The organism is Enterobacter sp. MG-EB028, assembly GCF_056673305.1.
The window spans coordinates 4,665,588-4,689,415 of sequence record NZ_CP195079.1; the positions used below are offsets into that span (position 1 = coordinate 4,665,588).

At 56.1% G+C, this 23,828-nt stretch carries 21 protein-coding genes; 5 read left to right on the top strand and 16 right to left on the bottom strand.

What is annotated here, in order from left to right; genetic code table 11:
• Position 1 precedes the first annotated feature (1 nt).
• The 7 genes from rffC to trxA all read right to left on the bottom strand — a co-directional run bounded on the left by rffC (position 2) and on the right by trxA (position 7,460).
• Positions 2–679 (bottom strand): dTDP-4-amino-4,6-dideoxy-D-galactose acyltransferase, encoded by a 678-nt coding sequence (gene rffC, locus ACR42C_RS22110; protein ID WP_316380857.1) that lies wholly within the window; start codon positions 677–679, stop codon positions 2–4.
• The gene (wecC, locus tag ACR42C_RS22115) at positions 676–1,938 is read right to left on the bottom strand and encodes a UDP-N-acetyl-D-mannosamine dehydrogenase (protein WP_316380856.1); all 1,263 of its coding nucleotides are present in this window, start codon (positions 1,936–1,938) and stop codon (positions 676–678) included. Before wecC ends, rffC begins: the two co-directional genes overlap by 4 nt.
• Complete coding sequence (gene wecB / locus ACR42C_RS22120) at positions 1,935–3,065, bottom strand: non-hydrolyzing UDP-N-acetylglucosamine 2-epimerase (RefSeq protein ID WP_316380855.1); 1,131 nt, start codon at positions 3,063–3,065, stop codon at positions 1,935–1,937. The genes wecC and wecB overlap by 4 nt, the downstream gene beginning before the upstream one ends.
• A 56-nt stretch (positions 3,066–3,121) precedes the next feature.
• Entirely contained in the window at positions 3,122–4,168 is a 1,047-nt protein-coding gene (wzzE, locus tag ACR42C_RS22125) for an ECA polysaccharide chain length modulation protein (protein ID WP_479985219.1), read from the bottom strand.
• Between the two features lie 13 nt (positions 4,169–4,181).
• A complete protein-coding gene (gene wecA / locus ACR42C_RS22130) occupies positions 4,182–5,285 on the bottom strand; it encodes a UDP-N-acetylglucosamine--undecaprenyl-phosphate N-acetylglucosaminephosphotransferase (RefSeq protein WP_080330358.1) in 1,104 nt (367 codons plus the stop codon).
• Between the two features lie 241 nt (positions 5,286–5,526).
• Positions 5,527–6,786 (bottom strand): transcription termination factor Rho, encoded by a 1,260-nt coding sequence (gene rho, locus ACR42C_RS22135; RefSeq protein ID WP_008501566.1) that lies wholly within the window; start codon positions 6,784–6,786, stop codon positions 5,527–5,529.
• 344 nt (positions 6,787–7,130) lie between these two features.
• Positions 7,131–7,460 (bottom strand): thioredoxin TrxA, encoded by a 330-nt coding sequence (gene trxA / locus ACR42C_RS22140; RefSeq protein ID WP_006179218.1) that lies wholly within the window; start codon positions 7,458–7,460, stop codon positions 7,131–7,133.
• Positions 7,461–7,604: 144 nt separating this feature from the next.
• Here trxA and rhlB point away from each other — a divergent pair, with 144 nt between their 5' ends.
• Positions 7,605–8,873, top strand: a complete 1,269-nt coding sequence (rhlB, locus tag ACR42C_RS22145) for an ATP-dependent RNA helicase RhlB (protein ID WP_123923183.1) — start codon at positions 7,605–7,607, stop codon at positions 8,871–8,873.
• Positions 8,874–8,879: 6 nt separating this feature from the next.
• Positions 8,880–10,364 (top strand): guanosine-5'-triphosphate,3'-diphosphate diphosphatase, encoded by a 1,485-nt coding sequence (gppA, locus tag ACR42C_RS22150; protein ID WP_116343688.1) that lies wholly within the window; start codon positions 8,880–8,882, stop codon positions 10,362–10,364.
• A gap of 47 nt (positions 10,365–10,411) precedes the next feature.
• Here gppA and rep read toward each other — a convergent pair whose 3' ends face one another.
• Positions 10,412–12,436 carry a DNA helicase Rep gene (rep, locus tag ACR42C_RS22155; protein WP_116343687.1) on the bottom strand — a complete coding sequence of 675 codons (2,025 nt, stop codon included), beginning with the start codon at positions 12,434–12,436 and terminating at the stop codon, positions 10,412–10,414.
• 85 nt (positions 12,437–12,521) lie between these two features.
• Between rep and ppiC the strand changes: the two genes are divergently transcribed.
• Entirely contained in the window at positions 12,522–12,803 is a 282-nt protein-coding gene (gene ppiC / locus ACR42C_RS22160; RefSeq protein ID WP_004886861.1) for a peptidylprolyl isomerase PpiC, read from the top strand.
• A gap of 93 nt (positions 12,804–12,896) precedes the next feature.
• Here the strand turns inward: ppiC and ilvC are convergent, their stop codons facing one another.
• A complete protein-coding gene (ilvC, locus tag ACR42C_RS22165; protein WP_045261004.1) occupies positions 12,897–14,372 on the bottom strand; it encodes a ketol-acid reductoisomerase in 1,476 nt (491 codons plus the stop codon).
• A gap of 152 nt (positions 14,373–14,524) precedes the next feature.
• On the opposite strand from ilvC, the gene ilvY reads away from it, so the two are divergent.
• Positions 14,525–15,415: an HTH-type transcriptional activator IlvY gene (gene ilvY, locus ACR42C_RS22170; protein ID WP_479984568.1), complete on the top strand. Its 891-nt coding sequence runs from the start codon at positions 14,525–14,527 to the stop codon at positions 15,413–15,415.
• On the opposite strand, the gene ilvA is transcribed toward ilvY, so the two are convergent.
• The 7 genes from ilvA to ilvL form a co-directional block, all read right to left on the bottom strand.
• Positions 15,412–16,956 (bottom strand): threonine ammonia-lyase, biosynthetic, encoded by a 1,545-nt coding sequence (gene ilvA, locus ACR42C_RS22175; protein WP_116343727.1) that lies wholly within the window; start codon positions 16,954–16,956, stop codon positions 15,412–15,414. The genes ilvY and ilvA overlap by 4 nt on opposite strands.
• Positions 16,957–16,958: 2 nt before the next feature.
• A complete protein-coding gene (ilvD, locus tag ACR42C_RS22180) occupies positions 16,959–18,809 on the bottom strand; it encodes a dihydroxy-acid dehydratase (protein ID WP_163330950.1) in 1,851 nt (616 codons plus the stop codon).
• 63 nt (positions 18,810–18,872) lie between these two features.
• Entirely contained in the window at positions 18,873–19,802 is a 930-nt protein-coding gene (ilvE, locus tag ACR42C_RS22185; protein WP_003860182.1) for a branched-chain-amino-acid transaminase, read from the bottom strand.
• A gap of 18 nt (positions 19,803–19,820) precedes the next feature.
• Complete coding sequence (ilvM, locus tag ACR42C_RS22190) at positions 19,821–20,084, bottom strand: acetolactate synthase 2 small subunit (RefSeq protein ID WP_003860184.1); 264 nt, start codon at positions 20,082–20,084, stop codon at positions 19,821–19,823.
• Complete coding sequence (ilvG, locus tag ACR42C_RS22195) at positions 20,081–21,727, bottom strand: acetolactate synthase 2 catalytic subunit (RefSeq protein ID WP_116343684.1); 1,647 nt, start codon at positions 21,725–21,727, stop codon at positions 20,081–20,083. The genes ilvM and ilvG overlap by 4 nt, the downstream gene beginning before the upstream one ends.
• 2 nt (positions 21,728–21,729) lie before the next feature.
• A complete protein-coding gene (gene ilvX / locus ACR42C_RS22200; RefSeq protein ID WP_192985207.1) occupies positions 21,730–21,780 on the bottom strand; it encodes a peptide IlvX in 51 nt (16 codons plus the stop codon).
• A gap of 86 nt (positions 21,781–21,866) precedes the next feature.
• Positions 21,867–21,965: an ilv operon leader peptide gene (ilvL, locus tag ACR42C_RS22205; protein WP_001311244.1), complete on the bottom strand. Its 99-nt coding sequence runs from the start codon at positions 21,963–21,965 to the stop codon at positions 21,867–21,869.
• A gap of 341 nt (positions 21,966–22,306) precedes the next feature.
• Between ilvL and ACR42C_RS22210 the strand changes: the two genes are divergently transcribed.
• Positions 22,307–23,827 (top strand): YifB family Mg chelatase-like AAA ATPase, encoded by a 1,521-nt coding sequence (locus ACR42C_RS22210; protein WP_479984569.1) that lies wholly within the window; start codon positions 22,307–22,309, stop codon positions 23,825–23,827.
• The last annotated feature ends 1 nt before the right edge of the window (position 23,828 follow it).

The following is a 23,828-nucleotide window of genomic DNA, read 5'->3' on the forward strand; positions in this document are numbered from 1 at the left end:
GTCACCTGTATAACCAGTAGGCGGTGGCGTCGATGTTGGCACCACTCGCAATATAACGTTTAAGCGCGGCGGTGTTGCCCACCTGGGTCGCCACCCGCAGCGTCTCAACCTGCTGCTGCTGCGCCCAGTGCAGCGCCGCCTGCATGAGTTTCTCACCCATGCCGCGCCCGGCTAATAAGCCAATACGCGCCTCGCGCGCGTTGAGCTTGCGCAGCGAGACAAATCCCTGAATCTGACCGTCCGCTGTACGGAAAACCAGGCAGACGTGGTCAAAGGTGCCTTTGACCGCATTCTCTATCCACTGGGCATAGAAGCGTCCGCTATCGTCAGGGGCATACCAGGGCGCGCGAAAGCGGCTCTGCGCAAACGCCCGGGCCGCCATCTGGCGCAGCACAGGAATGTCCAGTTCCGTTGCAATTTCCGCGCCGGACGCATCGTGCCGGGTAAGGGCAATGGAAAGGTCTACCTCACCTTCAACCAGCTGAAAACCACGCTGCTGGAGCGCATCAAGCAGATCGGCACGGTCCGCCGGGATTTTAGCCTGCACGCGCTGCCAGACGCTGAGGTCCGCTTCCTGCAGGGCGGGCGCATTCTCGCGCCAGCGGACTATCGCCGAGGGGCGGGCAAAAAATGTGCTTTCCCACTCAAGGGATTCAAGCACGCCGTGAAGTTCACTCAACGCCAGACACCTTTCGTATCAACCACATACTGCTGACGTACGGCATCACCGGACGTCGCTTTAAACGCTTTATGATCCACCAGCAGCACCAGCACGTCCGCCGTCGCCAGCGCGTCATCGAGCGCCGTCAGCGTGCAGTGCCCCGCCAGTTTTGCCGGCAGTTCATGAATATTTGGCTCGACCACCAGCGTTTCGCCCTTATGCCATTCGGCAATCATCTCGGCAATTTCCATCGCCGGGCTTTCGCGCAGATCGTCAATGTTGGGTTTAAATGCCAGACCAAAGCAGGCAATTTTCAGCTCGCTGGCGCGCTTGCCGCTCTCTGCCAGACAGTCCGCAACCGTCGCTTTAACCTGGTTGAGCACCCAGTGAGGTTTGCTGTCGTTCACTTCTCGCGCGGTGCGAATCAGACGCGCCTGCGCCGGGTTCTGCGCCACAATAAACCACGGGTCGACGGCGATACAGTGGCCGCCCACCCCCGGGCCAGGCTGGAGAATGTTGACGCGCGGATGGCGATTCGCCAGGCGGATTAACTCCCAAACGTTAATCCCCTGATCGGCGCAAATAAGCGACAGTTCGTTAGCAAAGGCGATGTTAACGTCACGGAAGCTGTTTTCAGTCAGCTTGCACATCTCTGCGGTGCGGGAGTTGGTCACTACGCATTCGCCTTCCAGGAAAATCTTGTACAGCGCGCTGGCGCGTTCGGAACAGACCGGCGTCATGCCGCCAATGACGCGGTCGTTTTTAATCAGTTCGACCATCACCTGCCCCGGCAACACGCGCTCCGGGCAGTAGGCGATGTTGATATCCGCCTGCTCGCCAGCCTGTTGCGGGAAGCGTAAATCAGGACGCGCTTCTGCAAGCCACTGCGCCATCTGCTCGGTGGCCCCCACCGGAGAGGTTGACTCCAGGATCACCAGCGCGCCTTTCTTCAGCACGGGGGCAATGGATTTTGCCGCCGCCTCGACATAGACCATATCGGGCTGGTGGTCGCCTTTAAAGGGCGTTGGAACGGCAATCAGGTAGGCATCCGCTTCCACTGGCGTCGTGCTGGCGCGCAGGAAGCCGCCATCAACCGCCTCTTTCACGACTCGGTCAAGATCGGGCTCTACAATATGAATTTCGCCACGATTAATGGTTTCTACCGCCCGTGCGTTGATATCCACGCCGACAACCTGTTTTTGACGGGAGGCGAATGCCGCCGCCGTGGGCAGGCCAATATAGCCAAGGCCAATGACAGAGATGGTAGTAAAACTCATAGCGATACCCGATTGTGTTTAAGTGCATGCAAAATACGGCCACAAGCCTGCCCGTCTCCATACGGATTGTGGGCCCGGCTCATCGCCTGATACGCTTCATCGTCGTGCAGAAGGCGAGTGACCTCTTCGACGATGAGCTGTGCGTTGGTGCCGACCAGACGCACCGTCCCGGCTTTAACCGCTTCCGGACGTTCAGTGGTTTCACGCATCACCAGTACCGGCTTGCCAAGAGAGGGGGCTTCTTCCTGAATCCCACCCGAATCGGTGAGGATCAGCCAGGCGTGGTTCATCAGCCAGACAAACGGCATGTAGTCCTGCGGTTCAATCAGCAGGACGTTTTCGACGTGGCCCAGGATGCGGTTGACCGGCTCGCTGACGTTAGGATTAAGGTGTACCGGATAGACAATTTGCACATCGTCGTTCTGCGCGGCGATTTCAGCCAGCGCGTGACAGATTTGCTCAAAACCCCGTCCAAAGCTTTCGCGACGGTGGCCAGTGACCAGAATGGTTTTTTTGCCGTTATTCAGGAACGGATAGCGGGCAGCGAGCTCTTTCTGCAGCTCGCCGTTTGCCAGTACGCGATCGCGTACCCAAATCAACGCATCAATGACCGTATTGCCGGTCACAAAAATGTTGTTATCGGCGACATTTTCACGCAGCAGGTTCTGGCGAGAGTTCTCGGTTGGCGCAAAGTGGTACATCGCCAGATGCCCGGTAAGCGTACGGTTGGCCTCTTCCGGCCACGGAGAATAAAGATTACCGGTGCGCAGGCCCGCTTCAACATGACCGACGGGAATACGCTGGTAAAACGCGGCCAGGCTTGTTGCCATCGTCGTCGTGGTATCGCCGTGCACCAGCACGACGTCAGGCTTGAACGACTCCAGGATAGGCTTGAGATCCTGCAGTATGCGACAGGTTATTTCCGTCAATCCCTGTCCCGGCTTCATAATATTGAGGTCGTAATCCGGGGCGATGGAAAAGAGGGTTAGGACCTGATCGAGCATCTCACGGTGCTGGGCCGTGACACAGACCTTCGCTTCAATATCAGGATCGCTGGCCAGCGCATGAACCAGAGGCGCCATCTTAATGGCCTCCGGCCTGGTGCCAAATACAGTAAGTACTTTCACATCGATTCTCTTCGATTAGACGATGAAGGCCATAGCCTTCATCGTAAACGGCGTTCTTAGTTTGTACGACGACGCGTTAACGCCACGCCAGCCCCAACGAGTGCGCCCACAATCCCCCACATGATCATCAGGAATGCACGACGCGGACTGTCGCGTTTTACAGGTTCTTCAGGCGTTCTCAAATAACGATAGGTCTGAAAACGCGGATCCAGGGAGGGGCCGACATTAAGCGTATTAAGCATCGCGCGATTTTGATCGTAGTCGAGGTCAAAATCAGGCCCAACGGCCTGCAGATTTTCCAGACGCGCCTGCAGCATTGGGCGACCAAGAAGGAACATTTCAGAATCAGGTAATTCATCAGCCGGAACATCCGTCTCAGTGCGGGAAATGTTGTGCTGTTCCGCAATTTTCAGCGCCTGCTGAATGTTATGGACGCGGCGCGCAAAAATAGTGTTTGCCACCTCTTCCTGACGTTTGACCTGTGCCTTCATCTGGATAGTGCGGGCTGCCCAGGCACCTTTGAGCTCTTCATTGAGATGGCTTGCGGCACGCTGGCTGGCAAACGCGACGTACTGGCGCAACAGATTGTTGGCGTCCGGCGCGGTTTCGGCAATCAGCTTAACGCTGTCGTTGACGTTACGCAGCGCGTCGCCGGGCATAAACTGAATATTATTAATCAGATCGTCCAGCAGCGCGGCATCGGCTTTAGTGTTATCAACCCGACGCTGCTTGTAGTAATCCGTCTGGGACCAGAAATCGCGGCGCGTATCCCATGACGCCAGTTGCATCACAAACTCTTTGTAGGCCTCATCCATAACGGAGGCCTGGTCCGGGGTGGCAAGACTGGCTTTAATATCCAGGTTTCGCAGGAATTGCTGCTGGGAATAGTACCCCCCGAGCATGTTAACCGTTGGTCTGTCCGTGATTGCCGTGGCGCTCCACTCCTGTTTCGCAAAGAACGTGTAGGCCAGCGCCAACAGTGCGAACCCCAGCGCGATTCCCGCAATCCAAAGTTTGCCTGCCCATAACACGCGAAACAAACCCCGAATATCCAGTTCATTCTCAGTTACCACTGATTTCGCTCCCGCCAACGGTTGAGTCATCATAGTCCCGGTTTTACTTAGTTAATGTTGTGTTTTTGCCACTGTTACGTCGCATCCTGCGCTTAATACGTTTAATGAAACGCGCCACCTTCCATGCGCGCTTAATGCAGTAGCCGTAGAGAGAAAATGCTAGCAAGAACAATACCAACATGGCCCACTCAGGCACAAAATGCGTATATTCCGCCGTCACGCCAATCCCCGCTAGAATAGCAGCCGCCAGCGTAATAAGCACAAATGCCTGCCGGGAAGTGAATCCGGCTCGCATGATCAGATGATGAATGTGCTGACGGTCAGCAGAGAATGGGCTCATCCCTTTACGCAGTCGGCGATACATAATCGCAACCATATCCATTAACGGGATGGCGATAATCCATAAGGCTGTTACCGGACTGATGGGATGTACATCGCCCTGAGTAGTTTCCAGCAAAATCCAAATGATAGTAAAGCCGATAAGCGTGCTACCCGCATCCCCCATGAAGACTTTATAGCGTCGGCCCAATGCGCCGAGATTTAACAGGATATATGGCAGGATTGCTGCAATCATGGCGAAACACCACATAGCAAGGCTATATTGCCCATCGAACCATAAAATGAAACCAATTGCGGCAAATGAGACGCAGGAGAGGCCTCCAAGCAAACCATCAATACCGTCAACCATGTTGAACGCGTTAATCGCCACCCACACGGCAAAAAGTGTCAGGAAATAGCCGAACGGGCCGAGTTCCATCTCCCAGGAGCCAAAAATATAGCCCAGGCTACTCAAGTGCAACTTAGCGAATACCATCATTGCAATAGCGACAGCTGCCTGAACGAAAGCGCGTATTTTGACGCTAATGTCGTATCTATCGTCAAGAGCACCGATCACGACAAGAACTGCTGCGCAAGAGAGATACAACCTGGCATGCGGAATATAGTAATCTGCAATAGCAAAAGTGAAGCAGATCCCTGCAAAAACAGAGATACCACCGACCAGAGGGATCATGCCTTGATGACGTTTACGGAAGTTGGGTTTATCCACTAAGCCCAGATATTTCGCCACCTTACGTGCCAGAAACAAAAAGCAGGTGGTAAATAAGAAAATACTGGTTAGTTCAGTAAACGTATCAAGTAGGTTCACAATGGGTGTTCTCAACAAATGTTAGTCAAGGAAGTATAACCATCAAGGCGCCGAGCCTGAAGTTATAAAGCAAACCTCTTACAATTCCATTTGTTTATTATTCAAGCTATTAATGTTTTTACTGTGCGAATTATCTTATTGTCGCACTGACCGGTCAAAATTGGGAGTAGGTGGTACTAGCGTATAGTCCATAAAAGAAAAACGCCACGTAAAAACGTGGCGTTCGCTGGCTTTATTTGCGTTACGAGCGCTTCATCATGTCGAAGAAGTCGTCGTTGGTTTTGGTCATCGCCAGTTTGTTAATGAGGAACTCCATCGCGTCAATTTCACCCATTGGATGGATGATTTTGCGCAGGATCCACATTTTCTGCAGCTCTTCCTGCGTGGTGAGCAGCTCTTCTTTACGGGTACCGGAACGGTTGTAGTCGATAGCCGGGAAGACGCGTTTTTCAGCGATCTTACGAGAAAGGTGCAGTTCCATGTTACCTGTACCTTTAAATTCTTCGTAAATCACTTCGTCCATTTTAGAACCGGTATCGATCAGCGCCGTTGCGATGATGGTCAGGCTGCCGCCCTCTTCCACGTTACGTGCGGCACCGAAGAAGCGCTTCGGACGATGCAGGGCGTTAGCATCCACACCACCGGTCAGCACTTTACCGGAAGCTGGCACCACGGTGTTGTAAGCGCGCGCCAGACGGGTGATAGAGTCGAGCAGGATGATCACGTCTTTCTTGTGCTCAACCAGGCGTTTAGCCTTCTCGATAACCATTTCCGCAACCTGAACGTGGCGAGATGCTGGCTCGTCGAAGGTAGAAGCAACCACTTCACCTTTAACCAGACGCTGCATCTCGGTTACTTCTTCCGGACGTTCGTCAATCAGCAGCACCATCAGCACGCAGTCTGGGTGGTTATAGGCGATGCTCTGCGCGATGTTCTGCAGCAGCATGGTTTTACCTGCTTTCGGCGGCGCCACAATCAGACCGCGCTGGCCGCGACCGATTGGCGATGCCAAATCCAGAACACGTGCGGTTAAGTCTTCGGTAGAACCGTTACCACGCTCCATGCGCAGGCGAGAGTTCGCGTGCAGCGGCGTTAAGTTCTCAAAGAGGATCTTATTACGCGAGTTTTCCGGCTTATCGAAGTTAACTTCATTGACTTTCAACAGCGCAAAGTAGCGTTCACCCTCTTTAGGAGGACGAATCTTACCTGAAATGGTGTCACCAGTGCGGAGGTTGAAACGGCGGATTTGGCTGGGGGATACGTAGATGTCGTCAGGGCCGGCGAGGTAGGAGCTGTCTGCAGAGCGGAGGAAACCAAATCCGTCTTGCAATATCTCCAGCACACCGTCGCCAAAGATATCTTCGCCACTCTTAGCGTGCTGCTTCAGGATGGCGAAAATGATGTCCTGCTTGCGCATACGAGCCTGGTTTTCCAGCCCCATATTTTCGCCGAGAGTGATCAGCTCAGAAACCGGCGTATTCTTTAATTCGGTAAGATTCATAATGGTGTGGGTTCTTAAACTCGGGGTGATTCTCGAACTTAATGTTGTGAATGGTATGGCAGGGTCATCCATGCCTGTTTAGCGGCCATCACCTCATGTCTGTTCGCTGTCTGGTCACAGGGAAAGAACGCAGAACTGAAACGACAAGACGGATTGAGTGACAAGCCCGGAATTTAGCCACTTCACGCATTGTTCATGTCAACAACGGGAAGTATCGGGTAAAACAAGATTCAAACAACAGATATGTTTAAAACGAAGTCATAGCTAACTTAGCACGACTTCAGCCGGGCGTCCAGAGTTCCACATCATTTAGCCGGGGGCTCTGGACGCACAGCGGAGAAACCTTACGCCAGGTTAGCGTCCAGGAACTCTTTCAGCTGACCTTTGGACAGCGCGCCCACTTTGGTCGCCGCCACTTCGCCGTTTTTGAACAGCAGAAGGGTCGGGATGCCACGGATACCGTATTTTGGTGCGGTACCCGGGTTCTGGTCGATGTTCAGCTTGGCAACCGTCAGTTTGCCCTGATATTCGTCAGCGATCTCATCCAGAATCGGGGCGATCATTTTGCAAGGACCACACCATTCAGCCCAGAAATCGACGAGGATCAGCCCGTCAGCCTTAAGTACGTCCGTGTCAAAACTGTCGTCAGTCAGGTGAATAATTTTATCGCTCATATATAACTCCACAGGAATAAGCCTGGTACGTTGGTTTTGTCTCCACCAACGACGTGTTGATGTCGCATTAACCAACTAAAGGTTGACTTTATTTCACCGGATACGCTTTCGTAAAGCAATAGTAAGCTGATATTCTACCACACTATGAGCAAAACACATTTAACAGAACAGAAGTTTTCCGACTTCGCCCTGCACCCGAAGGTGATTGAAGCCCTTGAAAATAAAGGGTTTCATAACTGCACGCCCATTCAGGCTCTCGCCCTGCCGCTGACGCTGGCCGGTCGCGATGTTGCAGGGCAGGCGCAAACCGGTACCGGCAAAACGATGGCGTTCTTAACGTCAACGTTCCATTATTTACTTTCTCACTCAGCGATTGCAGACCGCAAAGTTAACCAGCCGCGCGCGCTAATTATGGCCCCGACGCGAGAACTGGCGGTACAGATCCATGCAGACGCTGAGCCTCTGGCGCAGGCCACCGGCCTGAAGCTTGGCCTGGCCTATGGCGGCGACGGCTACGATAAGCAGCTGAAAGTGCTGGAAAGCGGCGTGGATATCCTGATCGGTACCACCGGCCGTCTTATCGACTACGCCAAACAGAATCACATTAACCTCGGCGCAATCCAGGTTGTGGTGCTCGATGAAGCTGACCGTATGTACGATCTGGGCTTCATTAAAGACATCCGCTGGCTGTTCCGCCGTATGCCGCCGGCTAACCAGCGCCTGAACATGCTGTTCTCTGCAACCCTTTCTTATCGCGTACGCGAGCTGGCGTTCGAGCAGATGAACAATGCGGAATATGTGGAAGTGGAACCTGAGCAGAAAACGGGTCACCGCATTAAAGAAGAGCTCTTCTATCCTTCCAATGAAGAGAAAATGCGTCTGCTGCAAACGCTGATTGAAGAAGAGTGGCCCGATCGCGCCATTATCTTCGCGAACACTAAACACCGCTGTGAAGACATCTGGGGCCATCTGGCTGCCGATGGTCATCGTGTTGGCCTGTTGACCGGCGACGTGGCGCAGAAAAAACGCCTGCGTATTCTGGAAGAGTTCACCCGTGGCGATCTCGATATTCTGGTCGCAACCGACGTGGCGGCACGTGGTTTACACATTCCGGCCGTGACGCACGTCTTTAACTACGATCTGCCAGACGACTGCGAAGACTACGTACACCGTATCGGTCGTACCGGTCGTGCGGGCGCAAGCGGTCACTCGATTAGCCTTGCGTGTGAAGAGTATGCGCTGAATCTTCCAGCCATTGAGACCTACATCGGTCACTCTATCCCGCAGAGCAAATACAATCCGGAAGCGCTGTTAAGCGAACTGCCGCCGCCTAAGCGTCTTACCCGCCCGCGCTCCGGCAATGGTCCGCGTCGTTCAGGCGGCGCACCGCGTAATCGTCGTCGTTCAGGTTAAGAAAATATGCTCAGCTCCACCTCGCTCTATGCGGCAATTGATCTCGGTTCGAATAGTTTTCATATGCTGGTTGTGCGTGAGGTGGCGGGAAGCATACAAACGCTGACGCGCATTAAGCGCAAGGTCCGCCTCGCGGCGGGCCTGAGCAGCGATAATCACCTCTCCCCTGAAGCCATGGAACGTGGCTGGCAGTGTCTGCGGCTCTTTGCTGAGCGTTTGCAGGATATCCCGCATGCCCAAATCACCGTCGTCGCCACAGCGACGCTCCGACTGGCGGTTAACGCCGTAGATTTTATTGCCAAAGCGCAGGAAATTCTGGGGTGTCCGGTTCAGGTTATCAGCGGCGAAGAAGAAGCACGCCTGATCTACCAGGGCGTTGCCCACACCACCGGGGGTGACGATCGCCGCCTGGTGGTGGATATCGGCGGTGCCAGTACCGAGCTGGTCACCGGCACCGGCGCGCAGGCCACGTCACTGTTCAGCCTGTCGATGGGCTGCGTGACCTGGCTTGAGCGCTACTTTACCGATCGGAACCTGGGGAAAGAGAATTTCGACGAGGCAGAAAACGCCGCGCGCGAAGTGTTACGCCCGGTGATGGACGAACTGCGCTATCACGGCTGGAAAGTCTGCGTGGGTGCCTCAGGTACCGTGCAGGCCCTGCAGGAAATCATGATGGCGCAGGGAATGGACGAGCGAATTACGCTTGCCAAACTTCAGCAGCTTAAACAGCGTGCCATTCAGTGCGGACGCCTGGAAGAGCTGGAAATTGAAGGCCTGACGCTGGAACGTGCCCTGGTTTTCCCGAGCGGGCTGGCCATTCTGATTGCCATATTCACCGAACTGAATATCCAGTGTATGACCCTGGCCGGCGGCGCGCTGCGCGAAGGTCTGGTCTATGGGATGCTGCATCTGTCGGTGGATCAGGACATCCGCAACCGTACTCTGCGCAACGTGCAGCGCCGTTTTCTGGTTGATATCGATCAGGCTGGCCGCGTATCGCAACTGGCATCACGCTTTGCCGACCAGGTCGCTAACGCCTGGGATCTTGATCATCTGAGCCGCGATTTATTGCTGAGCGCCTGTGCGCTGCACGAGGTAGGGCTAAGCATTGATTTTAAGCAGGCACCTGCTCACGCAGCGTATCTGGTGCGCAACCTGGATTTGCCTGGCTACACGCCTGCACAGAAAAAGCTGCTGGCAACGCTGCTGCTAAACCAAACCAATGCCGTAGACCTCTCCTCTTTGCATCAGCAAAACGCCGTACCGCCGCGCGTGGCCGAGCATCTGTGCCGCCTGCTGCGTCTGGCGATCCTGTTTGCCAGCCGCCGCCGCGATGATTTGCTGCCTGCCATTAATCTGCTAGCCGATGATGAAAAGCTGACGCTGACGCTGCCAGAAAACTGGATTGATAATCACCCGCTTGGGGCAGAGATGATCGAGCAGGAGTGCCAGTGGCAGAGCTATGTGCACTGGGTACTCGAGGTGAAGTAATACGCTGAACATTGCCGGGTGGTGGCTTCGCCTTACCCGGCCTTGTATTATCCTTTCTCTTTGGCTTTTGCCAGCATGGCGCGGATGTTTGCCACGTTAGCCTGCCCCTTGTGCATCCGCTCTTCTGCGGTAATCACCTTGCGCTCCTGTTCCCAGATCAGGTCATCTTGCGGCAATTCCAGCAGGAAACGGCTCGGTTCCGGGCGGACGAGTTCACCGTACTGGCGGCGCTCTTTACACAGCGTGAACGTCAGCTCCTTCTGCGCACGGGTGATCCCCACGTAGGCCAGGCGGCGCTCCTCGTCGACGTTATCTTCATCAATGCTGCTCTGGTGCGGCAACAGTCCCTCTTCCATGCCGACCAGATACACATACGGGAACTCAAGCCCTTTTGACGCATGTAGCGTCATAAGCTGAACCTGATCGGCCTCTTCTTCGCTCTCGCCGCGCTCCATCATATCGCGCAGGGTAAAGCGAGTGACCACTTGCGTCAGTGTCATCGGCTCGTCGATTTCAGAGCCCTCCAGCATTTCGGTCATCCAGCTGAAAAGCTGGTTAACGTTTTTCATCCGCATCTCAGCGGCTTTCGGGCTGGCGGAGGTTTCGTACAGCCAGGATTCATAGTCGATGCCGTGGATCAGATCGCGTACGGCTGCCACAGGCTCGCGCTCTGCCAGCCGCTGTACTTCGCCAAGCCAGTGAGTGAAGCGGGTTAAATTATCATACCCGCGCCCCGTCAGCGTCTGGCTCAGGCCCATATCAAAGCTGGCGGTAAACAGGCTTTTATTGCGGGTCATCGCCCACTCGCCGAGCTTTTGCAGCGTTGCCGGTCCAATCTCTCGCTTTGGTGTATTCACGATGCGCAGAAACGCGCTGTCATCATCCGGATTAGTGAGCACGCGCAGATAGGCCAGCAGATCTTTGATCTCTGGACGCGAGAAGAACGAGGTGCCGCCCGAGATCTTGTACGGAATGCGGTTCTGCATCAGCATCTTTTCAAAGACGCGCGACTGGTGATTGCCGCGATAAAGGATTGCGTAATCTTTATATTCGGTTTTATTGACGAAGTGGTGAGCGATGAGTTCGCCCGTCACGCGCTCCGCTTCATGATCCTCATTGTTGGCGCTGAGCACTTTCAGCTCCGTGCCGTAGCCCAGTTCGGAGAAGAGACGCTTCTCAAAAACGTGCGGGTTATTGGCAATCAGGATGTTTGCTGCCTTCAGGATACGCCCGGAGGAGCGGTAGTTCTGCTCCAGCTTAATCACCTGCAGGGCGGGAAAATCTTTGCTCAACAGCACCAGGTTTTGTGGGCGCGCGCCGCGCCAGGAGTAAATTGACTGGTCATCATCGCCTACCACGGTGAAACGCGCGCGCTGCCCCACCAGCAGCTTCACCAGCTCGTACTGGCTGGTGTTGGTGTCCTGATATTCATCCACCAGCAGGTAGCGGATTTTATTCTGCCAGCGCTCGCGCACTTCTTCATTGCGCTGCAGCAGCAGCGTGGGCAGCAGGATCAGGTCATCAAAGTCCAGCACGTTGCACGCTTTCATATGTGCATCGTACAGACCGTAGCAGTGGGCGAAGATCCGATCCCGTTCGCCTTTGGCGATCGCCGCGGCCTGGGCCGGGGTCATCAGATCGTTTTTCCAGTTCGAGATCGTCGAGATCAGCTGCTGCAACAGCACCTTATCATCTTCGATCAGCCCCTCAGTAAGCTCTTTAAGCAACGCCACCTGGTCGGTATCGTCAAAAAGCGAGAAATTAGACTTCATTCCCAGCGCCGCATACTCGCGTTTGATGATATCCAGCCCCAGCGTGTGGAAGGTTGAGATCATTAGCCCGCGCGCCTCTTTGCGCCCCAGTGTCTGGCCGACGCGCTCTTTCATCTCGCGCGCCGCTTTATTGGTAAAGGTGACCGCCGCAATGTGGCGCGCCTGGTAGCCGCAGCCGCGGATCAGGTGCGCAATCTTGTTGGTGATGACGCGCGTTTTACCGGATCCTGCGCCCGCCAGTACCAGACACGGTCCGGTGACAAATTCGACGGCTTGTTGTTGTCCGGGGTTTAAACGCATAAATGATCGCTCAATGAAAGTCAGGAGGGGAGAATAACAGCGTGGTAGTATAGCGAGCCTAATCCATACCACTCAAGGCACGATCATGGCAAAAACAGCAGCAGCACTGCATATCCTTGTTAAAGAAGAGAAACTGGCTCTGGATCTTCTGGAGCAGATTAAAAACGGTGCCGACTTCGGCAAGCTGGCGAAGAAGCACTCTATTTGTCCGTCAGGCAAGCGTGGCGGCGATTTAGGTGAGTTCCGTCAGGGTCAGATGGTTCCGGCGTTCGATAAAGTGGTTTTCTCCTGCCCGGTGCTGGAGCCAACCGGTCCGCTGCATACCCAGTTCGGTTATCACATCATTAAAGTGCTGTATCGGAAATAAACAGCAAGGCCTTCTCTTAGAGAAGGCCTTTAATGTTTGCACCCTCTCCCACAGGGAGAGGGTCGGGGTGAGGGCATCAGCCCGCACCTGGTGTTAACCTGCTACCGCGATACGTTTCATATCGGTCATGTAGCCACGCAGTTTGTGGCCCACTTTCTCGATCTGGTGGCTGCGAATGGCTTCGTTTACGTCACGCAGCTGCGCGTTGTCTACCGCACCTTCCGCAATCGCTTTGCCCAGATCGCCCGTCTGCAGGGTGGTCATGAACTCTTTCAGCAGCGGTACGCAGGCGTAAGAGAAGAGGTAGTTACCGTATTCTGCGGTATCAGAGATAACCACGTTCATTTCGTACAGACGCTTACGGGCGATGGTGTTCGCAATCAGCGGCAGCTCGTGCAGAGATTCATAGTACGCAGACTCTTCGATGATGCCAGAATCCACCATGGTTTCGAACGCCAGCTCAACGCCTGCTTTCACCATCGCGATCATCAGTACGCCTTTATCGAAGTACTCCTGCTCGCCGATTTTACCTTCATACTGCGGCGCGGTTTCGAACGCGGTTTTACCGGTCTCTTCACGCCAGGTCAGCAGTTTCTTGTCGTCGTTCGCCCAGTCCGCCATCATGCCGGAAGAGAACTCGCCGGAGATGATGTCATCCATGTGTTTCTGGAACAGCGGCGCCATGATGGTTTTCAGCTGCTCAGAGAGTGCAAACGCGCGCAGTTTGGCCGGGTTGGACAGGCGGTCCATCATCAGCGTAATCCCGCCTTGCTTCAGCGCTTCGGTGATGGTTTCCCAGCCGAACTGAATCAGTTTTTCCGCATAGGCCGGGTCGGTACCTTCTTCCACCAGCTTGTCGAAGCAGAGCAGAGAACCGGCCTGCAGCATGCCGCACAGAATGGTCTGCTCGCCCATCAGGTCAGATTTCACTTCGGCAACGAAGGAGGATTCCAGAACGCCCGCACGGTGGCCGCCGGTCGCCGCAGCCCACGCTTTGGCAATCGCCATACCTTCGCCTTTCGGATCGTTTTCAGGGTGAACCGCGATAAGCGTCGGTACGCCGAAGCCACGCTTGTACTCTTCGCGTACTTCCGTACCCGGGCACTTCGGCGCCACCATCACTACGGTGATGTCTTTACGGATCTGCTCGCCCACTTCAACGATGTTGAAGCCGTGGGAGTAGCCCAGCGCGGCGCCGTCTTTCATCAGCGGCTGTACGGAGCGCACTACGTCTGAGTGCTGCTTGTCTGGCGTCAGGTTAACAACCAGATCCGCCTGCGGGATCAGCTCTTCGTAGGTACCCACTTTGAAGCCGTTTTCGGTCGCTTTACGCCATGAAGCGCGCTTCTCGGCAATCGCTTCTTTACGCAGGGCGTAGGAGATATCCAGACCGGAGTCACGCATGTTCAGGCCCTGGTTCAGGCCCTGTGCGCCACAGCCGACGATGACCACTTTTTTACCCTGAAGGTAGCTTGCGCCATCGGCAAATTCGTCACGCGCCATGAAGCGGCATTTGCCCAGCTGCGCCAGCTGCTGGCGCAAGTTCAGTGTATTAAAGTAGTTAGCCATGGGTGATACCTCGTGATGTTGTGTGTCTTATAGTTCGGTTCGCGTTTCAGCGAGAATGTACCCACATTACAACAGGAAATTTATTGCGGAAATTGATATATTCACAACGTCATATTGCAATTTTTGCAATGTAAAAAGAGGGAGTGGAATCGGTGGATTTACGCGATCTAAAAATGTTCCTGCACCTGGCGGAAAGCCGCCATTTTGGCCGCAGCGCCCGGGCGATGCACGTCAGCCCCTCCACGCTTTCGCGCCAGATCCAACGCCTTGAGGAAGACCTCGGCCAGCCGCTGTTCGTACGCGATAACCGTACTGTCACCCTCACGGAAGCGGGAGAAGAGCTGCGCATTTTTGCCCAGCAGACGCTGTTGCAGTACCAGCAGCTGCGGCACGCCATCGATCAGCAGGGGCCATCGCTCTCCGGCGAACTGCATATTTTCTGCTCCGTGACCGCCGCCTATAGCCATCTGCCACCCATTCTCGACCGCTTCCGCGCAGCCAATCCGTCGGTTGAGATTAAGCTCACCACCGGCGACGCCGCCGACGCCATGGAAAAAGTGGTGACGGGCGAAGCGGATCTCGCCATCGCCGGGAAACCCGAAACCCTGCCGGGGGCAGTGGCGTTCTCGATGCTGGAGAACCTGGCGGTGGTACTGATTGCCCCGGCGCTGCCCTGCCCGGTACGTAACCAGGTCTCAGTGGAAAAACCGGACTGGTCCACGGTGCCGTTTATCATGGCCGATCAAGGGCCGGTGCGTCGCCGCATCGAGCTGTGGTTCCGCCGTCAGAAAATCAGCAATCCGTCGATATACGCTACCGTCAGCGGTCATGAGGCGATGGTGTCAATGGTGGCGCTCGGCTGCGGCGTAGCGCTGCTGCCGGAAGTGGTGCTGGAAAACAGCCCGGAACCAGTGCGCAATCGCGTGATGATTCTGGAACGCAGCGATGAGAAAACACCGTTCGAGCTTGGCGTGTGCGCACAAAAAAAGCGGCTGCATGAGCCGCTTATTGATGCGTTCTGGAAGATATTGCCGAACCACTAGCCCGCCAGAAAGAACCTGAACGCCGGGTTATGGGTTTCGTCGTGGCACTCATAACCCAGCTCGTTCAGCCGCGTTTCGAAATCCGGCTCGTGCTCGCCCAGTTCGAACGCCGCCAGCACGCGGCCGTAGTCGGTGCCGTGGCTGCGGTAGTGGAACAGAGAGATGTTCCAGTGCGTGCCCAGCGTGTGCAGGAACTTGAGCAGCGCGCCCGGCGATTCCGGGAATTCGAAGCTGAACAGGCGTTCCTGGAGTGGCTTCGATGGACGCCCGCCGACCATGTAGCGCACGTGCAGCTTCGCCATCTCGTCGTCAGAAAGATCGACCACGCTGTAGCCGCCGTTATGCAGCAGGCTAAGGATCTCTTTGCGCTCCTCCACGCCACGGCTCAGACGCACGCCGACAAAAATGCAGGCGTCTTTGGCATCGGCAAAGCGGTAGTTGAACTCCGTCACCGAACGACCGCCCAGCAACTGGCAGAACTTGAGGAAGCTGCCCTTCTCTTCCGGAATCGTCACCGCCAGCAGCGCTTCCCGCTGTTCGCCCAGCTCGCAGCGCTCGGAAACGTAGCGCAAGCCGTGGAAGTTCACGTTCGCACCAGACAGCACGTGCGCCAGCCGCTCGCCGCGAATGTTGTGCTGCGCGATGTATTTTTTCATCCCCGCCAGCGCCAGCGCGCCGGACGGTTCCGCCACAGCACGCACGTCCTCGAACAGATCCTTCATCGCCGCGCAGATCGCGTCGCTGTCTACCGTGACGATATCATCGAGATATTCCTGGCACAGGCGGAAGGTTTCGTCGCCAATGCGCTTCACCGCCACGCCCTCGGCAAACAGCCCGACGCGCGGCAGGTCGACCGGATGGCCGGCATCCAGCGCCGCCTTCAGGCAGGCAGAGTCTTCCGCTTCAACGGCGATGACTTTGATCTGCGGCATCAGCTGTTTGATCAGCACCGCCACGCCCGCCGCCAGCCCACCGCCGCCCACCGGGACGAAGACGCGGTCGAGATGCGCATCCTGCTGCAGCAGTTCAAGCGCCAGCGTGCCCTGCCCGGCAATCACCATCGGGTGGTCGAACGGCGGCACCCAGGTAAAACCCTGCTGCTGCGCCAGCTCGATCGCTTTGGCTTTCGCTTCGTCAAAATTGGCACCGTGGAGCAGTACTTCCCCGCCGAAACCGCGGACCGCGTCGACTTTGATGTCTGCGGTAGCGACCGGCATCACGATCAGCGCTTTCAGCCCCAGACGGGCCGAGGAGAAGGCAACGCCCTGGGCGTGGTTGCCCGCCGACGCGGTAATCACGCCGCGCGCTTTCTGCTCGTCGGTCAGCCCGGCCATCATCGCGTAGGCGCCGCGCAGCTTGAAGCTGTGCACCGGCTGGCGGTCTTCGCGCTTGACCAGGATAACGTTATCGAGGCGCGAAGAGAGTTTTTCCATTTTCTGCAGGGGCGTGACCTGCACGGCTTCATATACCGGCGCGCGTAGCACCGCTCTCAGGTATTCCGCCCCCTCGGGGGCGGCGGATAAGGGTTGAGACTCGGCCATCATTAGCCCCCAAGTTTAGATTTATCGCGCACCGCGCCTTTATCTGCACTGGTGGCAAGGCTCGCGTAAGCGCGCAGGGCGAAGGAGACTTCACGCTGGCGATCTTTTGGCGTCCAGGCTTTGTCGCCGCGCGCTTCCTGCGCTTCACGACGGGCCGCAATCTCCTGGTCGCTCAGCTTCAGCTGAATACCACGATTCGGGATGTCGATTTCGATCAGGTCACCGTCTTCGATGATGGCGATGTTGCCGCCGCTTGCCGCTTCCGGGGAAACGTGGCCGATAGAGAGGCCGGAGGTGCCGCCGGAGAAACGCCCGTCGGTGATCAGCGCACACGCCTTACCGAGTCCCATGGATTTCAGGAAGGTGGTTGGGTAGAGCATCTCCTGCATGCCCGGACCGCCTTTCGGCCCTTCGTAACGAATGACAACCACGTCGCCTTCCACCACTTTGCCGCCGAGGATGGCGTCTACCGCTTCATCCTGGCTTTCGTACACTTTCGCCGGACCGGTGAATTTCAGGATGCTGTCGTCCACGCCCGCGGTTTTCACGATGCAGCCGTTTTCCGCAAAGTTACCGTACAGCACGGCCAGACCGCCGTCTTTGCTGTAGGCATGCTCCAGCGAGCGGATGCAGCCTTCGGCACGGTCATCGTCCAGGGTATCCCAACGGCAATCCTGCGAGAACGCCTGCGTGGTGCGAATACCGGCAGGGCCGGCGCGGAACATTTTTTTCACCGCGTCGTCTTTGGTCAGCATCACGTCGTACTGGTCCAGCGACTCCGGCAGCGTCAGGCCGAGCACGTTTTTCACTTCACGGTTCAGCAGCCCGGCGCGATCCAGCTCGCCGAGGATACCGATGACGCCACCGGCACGGTGCACGTCTTCCATGTGGTACTTCTGGGTACTCGGCGCGACCTTACACAGCTGCGGCACTTTACGGGACAGCTTGTCGATGTCGCTCATGGTGAAGTCGATTTCGGCTTCCTGCGCGGCGGCCAGCAGGTGCAGAACGGTGTTGGTAGAGCCACCCATCGCGATATCCAGCGTCATGGCGTTCTCGAATGCGGCTTTGCTGGCGATGCTGCGCGGCAGCGCGCTGGCGTCGTCCTGCTCGTAGTAGCGTTTGGTCAGCTCAACGATGCGCTTACCGGCATTAAGGAACAGCTGCTTACGGTCGGCGTGGGTCGCCAGCAGCGAGCCGTTGCCCGGCTGAGAGAGGCCCAGCGCTTCGGTCAGGCAGTTCATGGAGTTAGCGGTGAACATCCCGGAACAGGAGCCGCAGGTCGGACACGCGGAGCGCTCTACCTGGTCACTCTGCTCGTCTGAGACTTTCGGGTCCGCGCCCTGGATCATCGCATCGACCAGGTCGAGCTTGATGATTTTGTCGGAGAGCTTGGTTTTCCCCGCTTCCATCGGGCCGCCGGAGACGAAGATCACCGGAATATTCAGGCGCAGGGAGGCCATCAGCATCCCCGGGGTGATTTTGTCGCAGTTGGAGATGCAGACCATCGCATCGGCGCAGTGGGCGTTAACCATGTACTCAACCGAGTCGGCGATCAGCTCGCGCGACGGCAGTGAATAGAGCATGCCACCGTGCCCCATCGCAATACCGTCATCCACCGCAATGGTGTTGAACTCTTTCGCCACGCCGCCTGAGGCTTCGATTTGCTCGGCAACCAGTTTGCCGAGATCGCGCAGGTGCACGTGGCCCGGTACGAACTGGGTGAAGGAGTTCACCACGGCGATAATCGGCTTGCCGAAATCGGCGTCGGTCATTCCGGTGGCGCGCCACAGCGCGCGGGCTCCCGCCATATTACGGCCGTGGGTGGTGGTGGCTGAACGATACTTAGGCATGCTTTATTGACTCCCGTCTGACTATTTAATGGGACGGTGGTGCGTGCCGTCCCAAATTTATGCTTAGTGATTAACCTGATCTAACCAGCCGTATTTATCTTCTGTTTCGCCGGTGAAGAGGCCAAAGAACGCTTGCTGAATGCGCTTGGTGACCGGGCCACAGCGGCCTTCGCCCACCTGGATACCGTCTACACTGCGCACCGGCGTGATTTCAGCTGCCGTACCGGACATGAACACTTCATCGGCCAGATACAGGGATTCGCGGGACAGCACCTGCTCGCGCACTTCGATACCCAGATCTTTCGCCAGCTTGATGATGGCGTCACGGGTGATGCCCGGCAGCGCGGATGAGGTGAACGGCGGCGTGAAGAGGATGCCGTCTTTCACTTCAAACAGGTTTTCGCCCGCACCTTCAGAGATGTAGCCGTTCACGTCGAGGGCGATGCCTTCCTGATAGCCGTGGCGGCGCGCTTCGCTGCCGACCAGCAGTGAGGAGAGGTAGTTACCGCCCGCTTTCGCGGCGGTCGGGATGGTGTTTGGCGCCACGCGGTTCCAGGAAGAAACCATTGCGTCGATCCCCTGATCCAGTGCTTCTGCGCCCAAGTAGGCGCCCCACGGGAACGCGGCAATGATCACATCGGTGTTGTAACCGGCCGGCGGGTTCACGCCCATGCCGACGTCACCCACGAAGACCAGCGGACGAATATAGGCGCTGGTCAGTTTGTTCTGGCGAATCACTTCGCGGCAGGCTTCCATCAGCTCATCAACGCTTTGAGAGACCGGGAAACGATAAATTTTGGCTGAGTCATGCAGACGCTGCATGTGTTCGCGATGGCGGAACACCACTGGCCCTTTGTGAGAATCGTAGCAGCGGATGCCTTCAAACACGGAGGTACCGTAGTGCAGCGCGTGGGACATCACGTGGACCTTCGCGTCCTCCCAGCGAACCATCTCACCGTTGAACCAAATGTAATCAGCTTTTTTTGTCGTCATTTTTTCGTCCTGTCACGCTCAAGCGCGGATTTGTTGTGATGTGGTTGTGCTCTGGCAGATGGCAACATGGGCAACGTCTACCAGCTTTGATAACTGACTAAACAGTAAGTCGACCGGCCGCGGGCTGGCAACGGTTAATTCGATACTGATGTTTTGCGCGTCGGTGGCGGTTTCCATATTCATAGAGCAAATCTGAAAACCACGGTGACGGACCACGCGCAAAACGCGTTCTAAAGTTTCCGGGTTGAAGCGAGCCTGCACGGCGACCTGATGTTGCATCATGATAATTTCTCCAGCATTTGTGAGTTACTGGCACCGGGCGGTACCAACGGCCAGACGTTCTCAAGCTCGTCGATTGAGACATGAAGCAGGTATGGCCCTTCGCTTGAAAGCATGGTGTCGAGTGCCGCTTCAACCTGGTCTTTACGGGTGATGTGCTGGCCAGGAATGCCGAAGGCGCTGGCCAGAGTGAGGAAATCGGGGTTATCGGTCAGGGTTGTTTCGCTGTAACGCTCCTGGAAAAACAGCTGTTGCCACTGGCGAACCATCCCTAAACGCTGGTTATCGAGCAAGACGATCTTCAGCGGTAACTGCTTGCGCTTCACGGTGCCCAACTCCTGAACGTTCATCATGAAGGAGCCGTCACCGGAGATACAGATAACGGTATCGTTCGGGCGGGCTACCTGTGCGCCTACGGCTGCCGGCAGGCCAAACCCCATGGTGCCTAAGCCGCTGGAGGTGATGAAGTTTTCCGGGCGGGTGTAGGTCATGTGCTGTGCGGACCACATCTGATGCTGTCCCACATCCGTTGTCACCACGCTGTCTGCCGGCTTACGGTCGGAGAGTTGCTTCAACAGCAGCGGCGCGTAGATGGCCTCGCCGGGATGGTCGTAACGCCAGGCGTGCTCGGCGCGCATGTCTGCGGTGTGCTGACGCCATGCATTGATATCCAGCGGCTGCTGCAGTGCCGGTAACAGCGCGTTGAGATCGCCCTGCAGCGCGATATGCGCCTGACGCAGCTTGTTCATCTCCGCCGGGTCGATATCCATATGAATAACTTTGGCATTCGGTGCGAAGGTATTGAGCTTGCCGGTGACGCGGTCGTCGAAACGAGCCCCCACGGCAATGAGCAGATCGCACTCCTGCACCGCCAGGTTTGCCGCCTTGGTGCCATGCATTCCCAGCATGCCGAGGTAGTACGGGTAGTCCGCGTCGACTGCGCCCAGACCTTTCAGCGTGCAGGTAGCGGGCATCTGCGTCACCGCGATAAATTCGCGCAGGGCAGGAACGGCCTGCGCCATGCCTACACCACCGCCGACATAGAGCATCGGCTGTTTCGCCTGCGCCATCATCTGACGCGCCTCTTCAACGTCTGCATGCGGGAATGCTTCGTTGCTTTCAACGGTAGAGAAGTGCGGCTCCAGATCGCCGAGTGCAACCTGAATATCTTTCGGGATATCCACCAGAACCGGGCCAGGACGGCCAGAACTGGCAACCTCGAACGCTTCGGCCATCACGCGAGGCAGCTCTTCGAGAGATTGAACGAGGAAGCTGTGCTTGGTGCAGGCCAGCGATAAGCCGAGGACGTCCACTTCCTGAAAGGCATCGGTACCAATGAACGGAGAGGCTACCTGACCGGTAATTGCCACGACGGGGACGGAATCGAGCAGCGCGTCAGCCAGGCCGGTGATCAGGTTCGTTGCACCCGGACCTGAGGTCGCCATGCACACGCCTGTTTTACCTGTCGCACGGGCATAGCCAATGGCTGCCATCGCTGCACCCTGCTCGTGTCGGCACAAGAGGTGTTCCACGCCGCCGTCATACAGTGCATCGTAAATCGGCATAATTGCGCCACCCGGATAACCGAATACTGTCTCGACTCCCTGCGCGCGCAACGCATGTACTACCCATTGTGCCCCATTCATAGTTAGTTCCCCGTCATAAATCTGGAGAAACAGAATTTTATGCTAGTGTTCATTCTCTGCTCCTCGTTTAAGTTTTTTAGTCATAAAAAAACCCCCGGACCTTTCGGTGCGGGGGTCTTAGTTCGTTAAGGCTTGATTTCTAAGCCTTTCCTCGTCCAAGTGCAGCCCCGCACGGTGGGATAATAATCACCACCACGCTAATCACGACCAGGCTAATCACTCGTAGAAGGGCTGTCATTTTCAGTTCTTTTTGCATCTTGTTCGAAGGAATACCTAAAGAGTTATCACAGTTTTTAAATTAAACACAAGATTTATTTATGACGGACTTGGTTAGCCAGCGAATCATTTCCCATGAAGCCATTGTTTTATATAAGGAAATTTGGGGATGAATATTTTTCATTTTTTTCCTGCCGTTCTTAACGTCAAAACGGGGCTTTTTATACTCTGCGAGAGTGCTTCCACAGTTATGCAATGGTTTCACTGTGCTACCAAAATCTCTGAACAGGCAGCGTAAATACGCCAAAAGACGCTAAACAGAGAAAACGGGCAATGGCACAGTCACACCAGGAGGTAGTACAAATGTCACTGTCAGTTGTTTATACGCGAGCGGCTCTCGGGGTGAAGGCTCCGCTTATTTCCGTAGAGGTTCATTTGAGTAATGGCCTCCCCGGACTCACGCTTGTTGGGTTACCTGAAACCACGGTCAAAAAGGCCAGGGACCGCGTTCGTAGTGCAATAATAAACAGCGGTTATACCTTCCCCGCAAAGAAGATCACCATCAACCTTGCCCCCGCTGACCTGCCTAAAGAGGGTGGGCGATATGATTTACCTATCGCAATTGCGCTTCTCGCGGCTTCTGAGCAACTTAATACGACCAGGCTAGGCTCGTACGAGTTCGTGGGTGAACTCGCGCTCACAGGCGCATTGAGAGGCGTTCCCGGTGCGATATCGGGAGCGCTGGAAGCAATACGTGCAGGGCGGCAAATCGTTGTGGCCAATGAAAACGCATCAGAAGTGAGTCTTATTGCAGAAAAGGGATGCCTCATCGCAGGGCATCTCCAGGAAGTGTGCGCCTGGCTGGAGGGCCGGCACGAACTGTCCGAGCCGGAAGAGTGTGACGAGGCTATAGCGGATGCGCCAGAAGACCTCAGCGAGATCATGGGACAAGAGCAAGGGAAACGGGCGCTGGAGATTACGGCAGCGGGTGGTCACAATCTTCTGCTGATTGGCCCGCCGGGTACGGGCAAAACCATGCTGGCAAGCAGGCTGAGCGGGTTGCTCCCGCCGCTTAATAACCATGAAGCGCTGGAAAGCGCTGCCATCTATAGCCTTATCAGTTCAACGTCGTTGCATAAACAGTGGCGCCGCCGTCCTTTTCGTTCCCCGCATCATAGCGCTTCGCTGACGGCAATGGTCGGCGGTGGGTCTATTCCGGGGCCGGGTGAGATCTCACTGGCACACAATGGCATTCTGTTCCTCGATGAGCTGCCTGAATTTGAGCGGCGCGTGCTGGATGCACTGAGGGAGCCCATTGAATCCGGTGAGATACATATCTCACGCACGCGAGCCAAAATAAGCTATCCCGCCCAGTTTCAGCTTGTCGCAGCGATGAATCCCAGCCCGACGGGTCACTACCAGGGAAACCATAACCGCTGTACGCCAGAGCAAACGCTGCGCTATCTGGGAAAGCTTTCCGGCCCGTTCCTCGATCGTTTCGATTTATCACTGGAAATCCCCCTTCCGCCGCCGGGCCTGCTAAGGCAGACGCGTACACAGGGTGAAAGCTCAGCGACTGTACGCGAGCGGGTTATCGCGGCGCAGGCACGGCAGTACGCTCGACAAAACAGACTGAATGCACGGCTGGATAATGCCGGGATCCGACAGTTTTGTTCTCTTAACGCTGAAGATGCGGGATGGCTGGAAGAGACGCTGACGCGCTTTGGGCTTTCCATACGTGCGTGGCAGCGCTTGTTAAAAGTAGCCAGAACCATTGCTGACGTGGAGGGCTGTACTGGCATTGAGAGGAAACATTTGCAGGAAGCGTTGAGCTATCGGGCGATCGATCGTTTGCTTTTGCATCTACAAAAGTTACTGGCATAAA